Consider the following 14147-nt stretch of genomic DNA (forward strand, 5'->3'; position numbering starts at 1 on the left):
GCAGTTTAAGGTACGACCAGCGTATCGCCGGCCTGCAGCTGGATATTGGTAGACATATCGCGCCCGGAAATCAAATCTTTATAGTGCACGGGCATTATCTTTTGTGTGTCGCCCGTACCACGGACCACCTTGATTTCACTGACGTCCGCGAATTTGTCCAGGCCGCCTGACATGCTCAGGGCCTGCAGCACCGCTGTAGGGCCTGCCATTTGCACTGGACCGGGCTTGGCTACTTTGCCCTGGACATAGAGCAGATTGCCGGCGGCATTTTTGACCACAACACTGACCGTCGGATCGGAAATGAATTTTTCAAGTCTGGCAGCGACTTTCTGTTCGACGGCGCTGGCATCAAGCCCGGCAACATCAATGCGCCCTGCCAAGGGGAAGGTGATACTGCCATCGGGAAGTACGCTGACCTCCCCTTGCAGTTTTTCATCACCCCAGACGGAAATAGACACCAGGTCGCCGGGATTGAGCAAGTAAGGGGCGTTTTTCTCGGTAGCGTTGCCAGTACCCGTCCAGACCACCAGCACGCAGAGCACAGACGTCATCAAACGTAGCATGAGGATCCCTCCGGCCAGGCGGCCAAATGAGCACTAATTGAGAACAACATACAAACTCTCGCTCTTTACGCAGCCCTGCAACCCGCTGCGCTGGCGTCGATCACCCCTGAAGCCGGTACCACGTCCTTCAGTCAGCACCGCCCGAAGGCGGCAGACCAGTGGAATATAGCAATGGCTTGAGAATTAACAAGCCGCGGCAGATGCGCCGACACGGTATTAATACAATAGTATTAATCGTGACCCTCACAAACTTCGCTTAAACTTTTCGTCTGTTGGCGACTGCAATAAAGCCAATCACTGCAAACGCAAAAAGCCAGCCCGCTGTGCCAATGGGCACGACACTCGTTTTATTAACATAAGAATCAGCAGCCCCCGCCGCACCGCTCATAAGCACCAACAGAAAAATCGATTTTATCAACAGTGTCGAGCGCATAATCCCCTCCAGAAAGGCCTGGTATAAAAAAGTAACCAACAGCGTGCGGCGGGTGAAAGATTGTTACTTTGTTGAATTGAGCTTATGAGCACAATGACACTACGTCAACGATCCGACACCATAATAAATCTCAATGGGAAGTGTCGCCCCGCGTCAAAATGCCGTCAGCAGATTTATTCAGTCTCAGGCCTGTTCGGTTGAGCGCTCTAGACCGCCATTCTCCAGCCAGTGCTGGGACTATCCGGTCTGTTGACGGTGGAAAAAATCAACCGTCATACCCCCTGAAATTTGCTTGAATAAGGCGACAGGTAACCGACGCCAGCACGAACCTGGCGCCGAAAACGAAAGAGAGTGTTTCAACGCTGAGAAATCAAATACGAATATTTCTGCTTCGTAACCAGACGTATTGGCTTGGGATTCAAGTAAACGCCGCTATACCGGAAACAGATCCAGCGTGCGCTCAACCTCTTCAGTATCGATGGTGAAGCCATCGCCTTCCGGCGTTCCGACCACAAAGCCGAAATGCTGATGATCGCGATCAGTGAGGAACTTGTAATAGCTGACAAAACGGTTCGGTGGTTGCAGCACCAACAACGCTCCACCCGGCTGCAGTACATTGACGCCATGTACCAACTGGCTTCCCTCAACCCCCACCACGACTTTCGCTCCGGCACAGGTTGCAACGATGGTCGGAACATCCGTTCTCAACGGGTCGAGGATGCGAAATCCGCGGGTTTTGTGCAAATGCTCAGCGACCGCGATTTCATTGCGCAACAAACGCAAGTCACCGTCCCCGCCGCGAAGAATGAACACCCCAGGGTGAGCGGCATGGTTCACGTGCGAGAGCAGCTTTTCCCCCATCGCCCGGTAACGCAAATGCCGGCTGCGGTTATTGCTCAGATCATCGAACAGCACCAGCTCGCGAAAAAACGCACTGCGTAAGCGAACCGGGCGCATGCCCAGCCAGTTCTCATAGGCGGGTGCCTGGGTAAAGAGTGGGAACCTGGCCGATGGCGCGGTGGTCACCGGCACCCCTTCATTGCAGGCAAGTGCGTAGGTCACGCAGTCTTCCATCAACCAGGTACCAAACCAGGTGTTGCCATTTTGTGTGCAGTAAGCGGCGCCACGCTGGATCTCGGTGTCGACGACGATGCGTGGAAACTTGGTCGGGTTCAGCGACAACCACAGACTGGCATTGCCCTTGTACAGGGCGCCATCGATCAGCCAGACGTCCTTAATCAAGTGGCCACGTGTCGAGCCATGCTCCATCCTCAGCCGTCCGTGCATGGTACGGGCAGGATGCTCGAAAGGAAAAAACCGCGCTTCCCAGGCACTGACCCGCTCTAACTGGCCAGGTAGAAAAAAAGCCGGCGGTGAAATCGTTGTTTCCCCCGGAGCAATATCCCAGCTTTTCGCCGCTACATTTTTCAGGTTGATTTCTGTTTTACGTGCAAACAGTTTTCTCGCCATGAATTTATAGGCGGAAAGTGAGATTCTTTTTTGTTTTTCAGCGCTCGACGCACTGAAATTCGAAAGATTACTTTCCATGAAGATCACTCCCCTCAGGGCACAGTCAATCGACAGGCGCACTGCGCCCGCATTGACCTCAACCCGGAACATTGCTTAGTTGGAAGGAATCCTTTCCATCACGGGCGGGGACTGTAAGTTTGCGTAGCGGCTACGCAACGTTTCCACAAACAGCTCACCCGAACTCTTTCCACCGTACAGATAAATCTTGTGCAACCCACCGAACACCATTTCATGGTAACGATCAGCAACTTCGTCATCGCTTGCCCCGTCCGGCAAACCCAGATGGAGCGTCAACTTGTCACCTTCAACAGCAAATAACGGCGTGTCCCACAAGAACTTTGCCGTGCCGGTCTTTGGCAACCGCACAAACATATAAGCGTGATTACCCAACGAATCGATATCGCCGCCGCGCCGCCGTTTCCACTTCAACAAGCCGTCATCAGGCCGTGCCAGACAAAGACCGATATCGTAATAATCAAAGCCATTCTCCACCGCCCACTCAAGGGCCATGTAGGTGTTGATCGAGTTGGCTTCCTTGAGTTTCTTCGCATCTGAAAAAACCGCTTCGCAATAGCCGAAACGCAGCGTGCTCCAGTAGCGCTTTGTGCCCCGGGTGATTTCGCAGCCAAGGTGACAGCCAATTACTTCATCCCCCTGCATGATCAGGTCGAGCCGGCCTACGGTCTTGGCCAGGCGAAACACCGTCTCGGTGGAAAACTGTGCCGCGTGTTCGCCTTGCCTGGCGGTAGCATAGGCGCGCAGCAGGTGCTGGTCGGCCATCGCAATCTCTTCATCGGTCAGCGCCTGTTTCATCCAGTACAGCGGCCGGTGCTTGCGGATGCTGCGGCGCAACTCGCTGTCGTAGCGCGCTGTGATCTCTTCCAGGGAGCGCCCCAGCAGCGGCACCACCGCACTCAGATAGTGAGGAACACTCAACGCCCCGGCGGTCGGCATCTCACTGACCACCACCACATGACTCGACTCAGTCGGCTGCGCTTGGCCTGGCGCCACCGGCGAGTCCCTGAGCGACTTGCCGCCGATGAGCACCTTGGCCACATCCCGGTAATGTTTGCGACCGACATAAAGAATTTCGAAGGGGCTTTCCTGCTGCAGCCTGAACCGGGCGATCTCCCAGCGCCAGAAACACGCGCGGCCGAGCAGATCGTGCACCTTGTTCAACGTCGTTCTAATCTCATAACGCATGGCCGGTGATACGTGCTTGCGGATTGCTGCCACCAAATTCGCTTTCATTTCTACGTCCTGTGAAGTAGTGCCTGGTGGCAGATCAGTAAAGCATCAAGTAGCACCCAGATAGATATTCTTGAACGACATGGACCCCATAGCGAACGTTTTGACTTGCTCACATTCAGTAACAATTAAAGGTGCTGGGTAGGGACTTTGCAAGCCGAATGTTGCCGCTGCGCGCAGGTATTTTATGGCGCCAATTTTCCTTCGGAACAGGCGTAGAGCAGTGAGCGCGCTTGTCCCCGCTTACGAGTTGGCGTCACATCGGGTCATGGGGCGTACCGCTCCCCCCGACTCCAGCGCGGGCGCACACCTGACAACCTGTTCTCCAGCGTTATGAACTGTAACGCGCTGCCTGCGACACGTTTTTCTTGCAATACCTAGTAATTTTGCCAGTAGCGCAGTCTGCAAAGCGACGCCAGATTACGTTCGCAGAGGTCGTCACTTCGGCACCTCTATTGAGCCTGAGGTGGCATATGACGCACAACGTGATGGGCATTGACCCTTGTGACGGTGAGAACCACGAGATTTTCAATACCACCAGCCAGAAGCGTACGTTTGTCGACACACGCACCGGCCTGTTCGAGGCGTATATACCTTTACCCACCATTACCTGCAATGCAGGTCTGGGCCCTGCGATCGACATGAGCCTGTTCTACTCCCCCATGGTCAACAACCGCGCGGGGCTTGGCGATGGGTGGTCTTTTGCCTTCACCACCTATGACACTACGACGGAACAATTGAGGCTTCATTCGGGAGAAGCCATCAAGGTCGAATACAACAAAGACTATTTCAGCTATGGCGTGATGGCGTTATGGGAGTGGGATGCGTTAACCGTCAAACGCCTCGACGGCCGGGTAGAGAGACTCGAAAAAATTGGGGGCAGTACCATTTTTACACCCACTTCCTTGAGCATGGACGGGACTCATTATGCCTTACTAAAATGGGTCGCTGAAGCACATGAAATAAACAACATCACTTACCATCAAGTCAAGCTTCTAAGCATCAGTGACAAATATGATGTATACCTTGAAGACACTGAGCGCCTTGAATACCGCGATGAACCCCTAGTAGAAATCAACTACCCCACCACGAAAACATCAGAAAAAGAAATATCAATTGAGTTTTGGCCAAACACTCTAGAAACCTGCAAATTCAAACTAGCGCTGACCGATTACGCACTGAGCGAAATTACCTTGCCAGAAGGTGACAACTATCAATTCACTTACGACAACCACCCCGAATGTGGCTGGCTGCTTTCAAAAATACAGACACCTGAAGGGCTTACCGAAGCTGTCACTTACGAAAATAACGGCTTGCAATTCAAGGACGACCCCAAACTGTCAAAGCTACCCTGCGTTGCGATGCACACGGTCACTCCTGTAAACCTGGCAACAAAAGTCACTAGCCACTATACATATAGCGGCTCAACCGAGGAGAAGTATTGCACAACGATCACGGATGGACACAAAACTGAACGCCACCAATTCAACCGTGAACATCAATTGACAGAGGTGCAATCGTACAACATCGCCACACCAAACTGTGTATCCAAAGAAAACTATTGGATGAAAGCACGCGAACAATCACTAAGACGAATCACTGAAAAATCGTTTTACACGATAAGTGTGGAGGCATTGGAAAAACAGAAAAAAGATATATACGAGCTCGCGCACCAGAACAAGAAGGCATATGGGTTCTTCAATTTCGAAGCACCGAGGTATGCGAGAGCAATGGCAGAGGAATTTGAAAAAAATTGGACGGAACATTATAATTCAGGGGCTAAGACCTCTGCATCAACAGAAGAGATCTATGAAAAGCAGCACCTTACTAGTCGAACGCTACCAGGCTGCCAGACAACCTGGAAATACAACAAACTTTCCCACACACTCAACGCCATCAACGAGACGACGTATCGCAGCGAGGGTGAGTTAAAATTCATACCATCACAACTGGAAGCTGAACAAACCACATACCCCGACGAAAGCAAAACAACAACTCGCTACCTTTACGACGAAGTAACATCTCGCCCCTCAGCGCGCCAACAATTTTTCTTTGATAACGAAAAAACAAAACTGGAGCAGCGCTATGTTTACGGCCGACGCGGCGTTAGAAAAATCAGCACGCACTACCCGGATGGAACCCTGAAAGAAAAGACGGTCCAACATCACTGTGACTATTCGAGAAACTCAATCACCACCACAATTGAGCAAAAGACACAGGGGGCAGCAGGCAGCATCACCCAGCAGACCCATAGTTTCCTCAGCGGCAGGCTTATCAGCGAAACCGATGCGGACGGGAACCGCACCGACTATGAATATGACTGCCATGGACGTTTGACCCAGCACACCGCGTGCGCCCAAAGCGCCCACTACAAAGCTGTGACCGTCTACCGCTACCCTTGCGCCGCGCGCATGGAAGTCGAGGAAGCAAACGGACTGCGTCGCGCTTATGACTATGACGGGCGAGGCAATGTGGTTCGAGAGTATCTGGCAGCGCCCGCCGACAAGAGCGAAGTGGAAATACCGTGGAAGCTGATGCTCGAAGAGCAATTTGATGAACAGGGCCGCAAGAGCGCCACCCTGCGTTACGATTATCTTCAATCGGCAGATGGCGAAAATGTAATCACTGAATCCTGTAAGTATGAGTACGATGTCTGGGGAAACGAAGCGCTACGCAGGTACAGCAACGGCGAAGTACACGTCAACAGTTACGATCCCGTTGAAAAAATGCGAACCGAACGGACAGGAGAGCTTGCAGAGCTTCACGGAAAATTCACCTACTACAACGATGACGAAACGATCAGGGAAATCGTATGGCGGGATGAAGCGGGCACCCCACTACAACTGGAGCGTTTTACCTACTGGGGCCCAGGGCTAATTGCCTCACATGTAATCGCTACCGCACATACTGCCCAGAGCATAGTTAACGAATATGACTACGCTGGGCGATGCATCAGCAAGTTCTATGCTCATGTAAAACCGGAAAGACTCTATCTGGAAGAGTATTTTACTCAAAACAACCTATCCTCCCCAGTTATTGATAATTACCTGCGACCTATCAAACCCACCGATTCTAGCCATGACTATATCGAAAGCCATTACTGCTATTACTACGAGTATCCCCAAGACCCGCTGAATCATGAACCCACCAAAATTTCTCTTGATGATCGCACATTGGGTGAGCGCGCCTTCGATACCGATGGGCGCTTGACTTCCATTTCCCGAGCCGGTCATAAGGAAACATTCGCCTACACTGGCGCAAGTTCAGTACCGTCAAGTAAAACCGCCGCCGATGGCAAAATATTGAACTACACCTATTACAAAGAAATTGGCAATCGTGTGGCCAGTATCAAGGAGGAAACCAGCTCGCTGCATCAGCAATTCACTTACGCTATCGCATCCTCGCGAGTGTCCAGCGCAACCGAGGGCGAGCGCAGTGTTCGTTGCACCCACGACCTGAATGGTAATCTTTCTATTTATGAGGCCCGACTCAGAGCACAAACGGATCCTTCCGCTGCAGCCAGCTGGAAGACAATTACTTATAAACGCTCTGCCGCAGGACGCCTGCTAGGCGAAGAGGATGCCGGCGGAGGCAAGACTGATTTTACCTACGACACTCATGGAAGACGCTCATCGATAGCTCATCTTCATGCAGGCGGTGCAGAACAGAGTCAGCTTGATATCACTTACGATGCACTTGGCCGGTTGAGCAACGAGAACCTGAGTCTCGGTAAACCGCTCACTAAAGGCAAAAGTGCTGCGGCAAAACATGATCTATCCGTGGCCTATGAGTACGATAAAGAACGCCGCGAGGTATCCCGTACCATCAAGACTGCCAAGGGTGAATTTTCTATCACTCGGAACTACGACGTACACGGCCGTCTCGCTAATACGGCCATCAAACAGGGTGATACCACGCTGGGCAGTCGAACGTTAACCTATCACGTCAAAGGTCATCTGGAATGTTGTGAAACTACCGGCGTCTGGCGGCCCAGTTCGCCTAATGGCAAAGCCATCGACAAACAGGTATTTACTTACGATGTAATGGGCAACGTCACTAAGTGCGTTACTACCTATGATAAGCACCGCTGCACTTCCACCTTTACCTACGACGATGCCACTGGGACAAAGTTGCTCAAGGTAACCCATGATGACCCGGGTTTTGGCACATCCGGCGAACTCAGCTATGACGCTGCCGGTCGTGTGACCAAGGACCAGACCGGGAAAACCTACCGTTACGATGCATTAGGGCGCTTGATCAAGGCGGGTAGTCAACATTACAGCTATGACGCAATGAGCAAACTGATGGCAACGGGTGACGGCGCAGATCAAAAACAGATCATCTACGATGACCTGACGGTGCGTGGCGAGTATGCCGTTACTGCCGACAACATGCGCCATTGCTGCCTGGAAGGGTTCGGTGCATCGGTGGTGTGTGTAGTGAAGTCTGGTGTAAAGCGGTTTCTGGTGCAGCTCAAGGATGCCAGCGACACTGTGGTACTGACCTTAGACCTGACCGCGGGCACTCTGGCGCATCATGCCTATACAGCCTATGGCAAACACTCCTCGACGGAACAGGAGGCGCTGGAGGGCTATAACGGCGAGTACCGTGACACTGACAACGACCAGTACCCATTAGGCAACGGCTATCGCTGGTATGCACCCGATGCCATGCGCTTTCACAGCCAGGACAGCATGAGTCCATTCGGCGCCGGCGGTCCCCATCCTTATGGGTACTGCGATGGGGACCCCAGCAATAGACAAGACCCGACAGGGCATCTCGCTTTCCTGCCTTTTTTGGCCGTGTTCGTGGTAGTGGCGCTTATCGCTGTGGCCACCGGATATTTGTTGAAGTCAATTTTCGGAGAAAAAGTTGGGGGAATTATCAATACAGTGATTTGGGCGGGCTTAGCTGTCCTGACTGCCGTAGCAACGGGTGGGCTTTCGTTATGGGTGTACGCAGCGATCGTGACCCTCGCGATTATCTCAGCTGCGACTGCCATTACAGCGGTCGTGATTGAGGACACGGACCCGGAGACAGCCAAGATATTGGGTTGGGTTTCTTTGGCAACGGCAGTGGCTGGTGGCGCCGCCCAGCTCGCGAAAAAAGCCGGGGCGCTGGCCGTTAAAGCTGCTCAATCACTCCCTCGGATCGGTCGCGGTGCAGGTAAAAGCCTGAGCCATCTTATGGAAAAGACGGCCTGGAAGGCTCAGCACCTGTCCGGCGGGGCTGCGGCACGTGGCCGAGGAGTCGCTTACCAAACCAACATTTCGAACTACGGGGAAACTGCTACCGCCCCATCGTTCAACAGAACGCCAGGTGTACGCTATACGCGCGAGATGGAAAAGCTAATGCGTCAACCTTTGACAGGCATCGACGCCAGTCATGGCGTTCGCAACTCATCCATGCAAGTGTGGCGGGATTCTCTAAGCGTTTTTGATGGAGGCGATGCCAACACGATTGTATGTGGTGTAACCGGTGTGCTTAGCAACAGCAGTTACTTTGAGTCTGAGGAGGCTGCCTATGTCAATGGACAAGTCAACAGCTCAACATGGGCACCCCATGGCAGCTGGAAGAGTTTTACCGGGTACTATGCAAAATTGGGGCGGGGCTGATGGGTAGTCTGTCAGGATCTTTACGCGCAACTGATGGGCGATGCCAGCCAATTGAAGGATGAGTGAGCGCTATGAAACCAAGCCCCTTCCGAGGTCGCAAGGGGCTTTTTCATCGGCGATGATGTTTACGTTTGTCTAATGATCACCGCCCTGTCGCCATAACGTGGGCCACATCATCGACCAGCGCCTTGGCCATCCCGCTCAGGTAATGTGCCGCCCACACCAGCGTGTGGTCCTGATCGACCGCGGCTTGCAAGGTGAGCTTGTGGACGCAGCTCATCAGCACGGTGGACTGTTCCAGCGCATAGACCAGATCATGCCCTGCAGTGGTGTGGAACAAACGGTCCTCGATTCGCCCACCGATGCCTTCGCCGAAACTGCCGATACCACAGGTTTTGAGCGGCCCTATGTTGTCTTTCGATTTTTTACTGTCAGTCATTACCACGTCCTCATACCCGCCCCCACATTCCGATGGGAGCGGGCCCCGCGAAGGTTTCAACTCAGTGGCGCATCTGCACCTTGCTCAACGCCAGCTCGACCAGACTGCGAGCGCTGTCGATCTCATGCAGGGTCGTCAACGTCAGAATCTGCCCGGACGGTTGGGGATGCAGCAGTACCGTCTGCTGGGCAACGGTCAGCGCACAGACGAGATGCTCCGAGACCAGAACAAGGAGGTCTTCAAGGGAATGGTTATGGGGATTGAGGGGTGGATCGGGGACGATCTTGAGCATATACACCTCTGGAGTTAATGAGGCGGCCACAAACCTGCTGTCAAACAGGAGGGTGGCAGCTATACGCGGGTTGACAGACCGATAACTCCAGAGGACAACTCGGCGCACACGAGGTGCCCCACGTACAGCCGCCATAAAGCGAGCACATGTTCTGAAGGTTAGGTCAGCCTGTCAAAGCCGGTCGTTGAGTACCAACGACCGGCAGAGGTTAGGCCGCACTCCAGAGCAGTGCAACGGCTCAAAGGCGCTGCAAGTATCTTTGGGAAATGGACTACAAGGAAGAGGGATAATCTGAAAAGGTGCGGGATAAATCATTCGCCCTCGATCGCGGGGCAAGCCAGCTCCCACCCCACCACAACTATTTACCACCTTGACCGCCCTCGCCTCCTGCCTCCTGAGTGCCCCTGAAACAGGAGCACCGAAGATGCCATCCATAGACCTGGAAAACCCGCACCAACAGCTGATCGAAAGCCAGCTTCCGAGCTGGAGTCAACACGCCTCACCCGAGCAGTGGCAAACCCTGCACGAAAGCCTGCTGCCCGCCCAAGGTCTTCCCGACGCCCAGGCCGACTGGTTCGCCAATGCCGCTCCCGATCTGCGCGAAGCGGTTCATAGCAGCCAGGCACGCCTGACGCACTCACAGAAAGCCCTGGCCCGCGCACTGAAGGGCCTGAAGAATATTGCAGAATTCGCCGAACCCCTGCTCGCACAAGCGCTGACAACCGAACATCAATTGTCAGTCCCGTTACGCACCAGCGAACTGATACATATCCATCACCTGTTTACCTGGCAAACCTACGTCAGCCAGCACGAGCGCCGAAGCCTGCTCGAAGCCGCCCTGCACAACTTCGAAGACGAGGTCGAGTTCAGCCACGAAAGCGCGCTGGCCCTGGCAGGTGATGCGCAGATTGAAAAGACCGTGGTCATCGGCAAGACCACCCTCGGTGACAGCGAAACCCTGGTCGACATCGAACTGGAGTCCGAGGCCTACACGATCAAGCCATTAAGTCTGCCGCCAAAAGCGTTTGCACGCACCTGCCGCTCCCTGGACCTCGGTCAGCGCTACCAGGCGCACCTGGCGTCTGTCTTCGCGCCCGCACAGGTCGCTACGCTGGCCATCAGGGTTCACCAGGATCGTCTGCGCCTGGCAGCAGACCTCGCCTTCCTTCGCCACCAGGTGAGCGGTGGTGCGCTGGACAAGGTGCAGGCGTTGCTCGACCAGGGTACGACGCTGACCTGCAGCCAGCTGAGCCTGTTCGGTATCGACTTGCACGAGGTGCTGATGCTCGATCTGGGCGAAGCAGGCCTGCTACTGCACTTGCCGGGCCACGGGATTTCGTTGCGCCAGTTCCCGAACCTGTCCGCACTGCATGAGCAATTGCGCGATGATCTGGTGCAGGCGGATTTCCAGCAACGCTTCCTGGCCTACGTCCCGCGCGATCAACAGCAAACTTTCCTCAGCCGCTTGCAGCAGAACCTTGATGCCGAGGGCAACTCGTCGTTGTACCTGGTGCCGCTCGCCATCGAAGGTGAACTGTTCAGTTTCCTGCACCTGGAGCATGTCGCCCGGCTAAAAAGCGAGGCCCGTCAGCTCGCGGTACCGACCGCCGATGCCGACGAGCAAGCGCGCAAGCGACGCCAGGCACAATGGGAAGACATTAGCCTGAATGCACTGATGGTGGCGGGGCTGTTCGTTCCCGGCGTCGGCACCTTGATGACCGCAGTAGTGGCTTATCAGTTGCTCGATGAGGTCTATGAAGGCTACCAGGCCTGGAGCATCGGCGATCGTCAGCTGGCGTTGAGTCACCTGAAAGCGGTCGGGTTGAACCTGGCACTGATCGGCGGGCTGCATGTGGCCGGCAAGGTCCTGCCAAAACTGTTCAACAGCACTCTGATGGAAGGCCTCGAACCAGTTCGCAGCGCCGACGGCACACAACGCCTGTGGCGCCCCGATCTTGCACCGTACGCCAGTGACACAGCGCTGCCCGAACACCTGCAAGCCAACAGTGCCGGTCAATACCAGCACCAAGGACGCAGTTTTATCCGCCTCGATGGCCGTGTGTATGAACAGCGCCTGGACCCCGCCCTGGACCGTTGGCGTATCGTTCACCCCAGCGAGCCCGAGGCGTACCAACCGCTGTTGGAGCATAACGGCGAAGGCGCCTGGCGCGCAGAACACGAGCAACCCCATGCCTGGTCCGGCGCGCACCTGGTGCGACGGCTGAGCCCGAACTATCAGGGTTTGGCCGATGTCGATCTGGTCAAGGCGCTGCAGGTCAGCGGCACCCGCGAAGAACACGTGCTGCAGGTCCACCTGGGCAATCAACCCACCCCCGAGCCGCTGGCCTATACCCTCGCACGCCTGCGCGCCGGGGGCCCGTTATCAGCAACGCTTGAACAACGCGCCAGCCAACTGGCCAGCGACCTGCCGCTGACTCGCGCCGCCCAGGGTTTGTGGCTGCCGGGTCTGGTCAGCAATGACAGTGAGCGACTGTTGCTGGTCTGCCTGGAGCGCGTGCCCGGCTGGTCGCCCGACCTGCGTCTGGAGATCCGCGCCGGCAACCCACAAGGTACGGTGCTGCACGCCATCGGCGAGGCGCAGGCAAGCGAGCGGGTGGTGGTGGTCAAATCGCTTGATGGCTACGAAGCCTACCTGGGCGAGCGCCCCGCTCCGGGAGTGATCGACCATGACCTGTGCCGCGCGGTCGAGGCCGCACTGCCCAGCCAAAAGCGCCTGGCGATGGGACTTGCGGCCGACGCTGGGGAAGCCTTGCGCGAGCGCGTATTGACGATGGTTGCCGATGACCGCGCTGCACTGAATCGACGCCTTTGGGGTTATCAGCCAAGCCGTTGGGGCGCTGGGATGTTGCGCGGTGGTGAGCCGCCCCGGGCCTATTCGCGACAGTTCCTGCGCACCTCGGTGGCGGTGCGCTACCGGCGATTGTTTCCCGGCATGTCCGATATGGACATTCAAGCAGCCATCCAGAACTGGCGAAACCTAGGCCTGTCACCGACGCTGGAACTGGACCGCCTGCAAGCGCAACTGCAGGAACTGCGCCGCGACCTCGTCGATTGGGCGGTTCCGGTACCGAACCGGCGACGTGCCTTGCAGCGCATAGAAAATGCCTGGCGGCGCATCTCCGTTGAAACCCTGCTCGACGGCCGCACCGTGTATACCCTGGACCTGTCCGCCCTGAACCTGACCGATGAAGACCTCGCGACCCTGGCATTGCCCAACGAGTTCACCCATGTCGGCGAACTGGACCTCTCCGGCAACCCGGGTGTGAGCCGGTTGCCGGCAGAACTGTATGAGCGATTCCCCGCACTGGAACGTCTGAAGCTCACCCGCTGTAATTTCAATCGGCTTCCCTCCGTCGGCATGCCGCAGAACCTGGGATGGCTGGACATGGAACGCAACCCGCTGGTCTGGGACGCCGCCGCCCAGGCCAGGTTGGACAGCTTCGTCAACCTGCGCGTGTTCGACGCCTCGCATTGCCCGCTGGGGCGCACCCCGGACCTCAGCGCGCTACCCCATTTGCGTACCGTGTTCCTGACCCGCTGCGGGCTGCGCGAGTTGCCCAACGGCTTGCAGAACCTGGTCAATCCCCTGCTGCTGGATTTCGCCTATAACCCGCTGGCAAACCTGCCGGCGGCAGAGTCCATCCCGGCGCATGTGGCGCGGACATTGCGACTGGAGAGCAATGCCTTGAGCCCACAGGTATTGGGGCAAATCGATGGCTACTACCAGGCCACCGGCATCGATCTGTTGGTACCGGACGTTGACTACGAGGAGTTGCTGCATGGCGCCGGCCCGGACCGACTGGGGATCTGGGAGCGCCTGCCACTGCAGTATCGCCGTGACCTGCGAACGCTGGTCGAGAGCGACTGGTACCTGGACACCCTGCCCGATTCGCATGCCGAGGTCTGGCGCCGACTCACGCGCATGGACCAGGACCAGTACTACCGCAGGCGCATGCTAGCGATACCGGCGGTGCGCCTGCTTGATCTGCAGATTGAACGCCGCTGA

Annotated in this window: 8 protein-coding genes; 2 read left to right on the forward strand and 6 right to left on the reverse strand. The window is 55.7% G+C overall.

Annotation, left to right across the window (positions count from 1 at the left end; translation table 11 throughout):
* Positions 1–5: 5 nt before the first annotated feature.
* From NPS47_RS04180 to NPS47_RS04195, 4 genes are all read right to left on the reverse strand, one after another.
* Positions 6–563, reverse strand: a complete 558-nt coding sequence (locus NPS47_RS04180; protein WP_274293841.1) for a polysaccharide biosynthesis/export family protein — start codon at positions 561–563, stop codon at positions 6–8.
* Between the two features lie 256 nt (positions 564–819).
* Positions 820–996: an EPS-associated small membrane protein EppA gene (eppA, locus tag NPS47_RS04185; RefSeq protein WP_191831747.1), complete on the reverse strand. Its 177-nt coding sequence runs from the start codon at positions 994–996 to the stop codon at positions 820–822.
* A gap of 432 nt (positions 997–1428) precedes the next feature.
* Positions 1429–2544: a glycosyltransferase 61 family protein gene (locus NPS47_RS04190; protein ID WP_274293842.1), complete on the reverse strand. Its 1116-nt coding sequence runs from the start codon at positions 2542–2544 to the stop codon at positions 1429–1431.
* 75 nt (positions 2545–2619) lie between these two features.
* The gene (locus NPS47_RS04195) at positions 2620–3777 is read right to left on the reverse strand and encodes a hypothetical protein (RefSeq protein ID WP_274293843.1); all 1158 of its coding nucleotides are present in this window, start codon (positions 3775–3777) and stop codon (positions 2620–2622) included.
* A 470-nt stretch (positions 3778–4247) separates the two neighbouring features.
* Here NPS47_RS04195 and NPS47_RS04200 point away from each other — a divergent pair, with 470 nt between their 5' ends.
* On the forward strand, positions 4248–9389 hold the full coding sequence (locus NPS47_RS04200; RefSeq protein WP_274293844.1) for an RHS repeat domain-containing protein: 5142 nt from the start codon (positions 4248–4250) through the stop codon (positions 9387–9389).
* Positions 9390–9531: 142 nt separating this feature from the next.
* Here NPS47_RS04200 and NPS47_RS04205 read toward each other — a convergent pair whose 3' ends face one another.
* Both NPS47_RS04205 and NPS47_RS04210 read right to left on the reverse strand, forming a co-directional pair.
* Positions 9532–9828 carry a DUF3077 domain-containing protein gene (locus NPS47_RS04205; RefSeq protein ID WP_274293845.1) on the reverse strand — a complete coding sequence of 99 codons (297 nt, stop codon included), beginning with the start codon at positions 9826–9828 and terminating at the stop codon, positions 9532–9534.
* A gap of 61 nt (positions 9829–9889) precedes the next feature.
* Positions 9890–10120 carry a hypothetical protein gene (locus NPS47_RS04210; RefSeq protein ID WP_274293846.1) on the reverse strand — a complete coding sequence of 77 codons (231 nt, stop codon included), beginning with the start codon at positions 10118–10120 and terminating at the stop codon, positions 9890–9892.
* A 424-nt stretch (positions 10121–10544) separates the two neighbouring features.
* Between NPS47_RS04210 and NPS47_RS04215 the strand changes: the two genes are divergently transcribed.
* Complete coding sequence (locus NPS47_RS04215) at positions 10545–14147, forward strand: dermonecrotic toxin domain-containing protein (protein ID WP_274293847.1); 3603 nt, start codon at positions 10545–10547, stop codon at positions 14145–14147.

Source organism: Pseudomonas putida (genome assembly GCF_028682475.1).
In the GTDB taxonomy this organism is placed as follows: domain Bacteria; phylum Pseudomonadota; class Gammaproteobacteria; order Pseudomonadales; family Pseudomonadaceae; genus Aquipseudomonas; species Aquipseudomonas putida_AG.

What these genes read in the sequence shown, in the direction of transcription:
- NPS47_RS04195 (WP_274293843.1), bottom strand. Translation starts at nt 3,777, where the DNA reads ATGAAAGCGAATTTGGTGGCAGCAATCCGCAAGCACGTATCACCGGCC.
- NPS47_RS04205 (WP_274293845.1), bottom strand. Translation starts at nt 9,828, where the DNA reads ATGACTGACAGTAAAAAATCGAAAGACAACATAGGGCCGCTCAAAACC.
- NPS47_RS04190 (WP_274293842.1), bottom strand. Translation starts at nt 2,544, where the DNA reads ATGGAAAGTAATCTTTCGAATTTCAGTGCGTCGAGCGCTGAAAAACAA.
- eppA (WP_191831747.1), bottom strand. Translation starts at nt 996, where the DNA reads ATGCGCTCGACACTGTTGATAAAATCGATTTTTCTGTTGGTGCTTATG.
- NPS47_RS04180 (WP_274293841.1), bottom strand. Translation starts at nt 563, where the DNA reads ATGCTACGTTTGATGACGTCTGTGCTCTGCGTGCTGGTGGTCTGGACG.
- NPS47_RS04215 (WP_274293847.1), top strand. Translation starts at nt 10,545, where the DNA reads ATGCCATCCATAGACCTGGAAAACCCGCACCAACAGCTGATCGAAAGC.
- NPS47_RS04200 (WP_274293844.1), top strand. Translation starts at nt 4,248, where the DNA reads ATGACGCACAACGTGATGGGCATTGACCCTTGTGACGGTGAGAACCAC.
- NPS47_RS04210 (WP_274293846.1), bottom strand. Translation starts at nt 10,120, where the DNA reads ATGCTCAAGATCGTCCCCGATCCACCCCTCAATCCCCATAACCATTCC.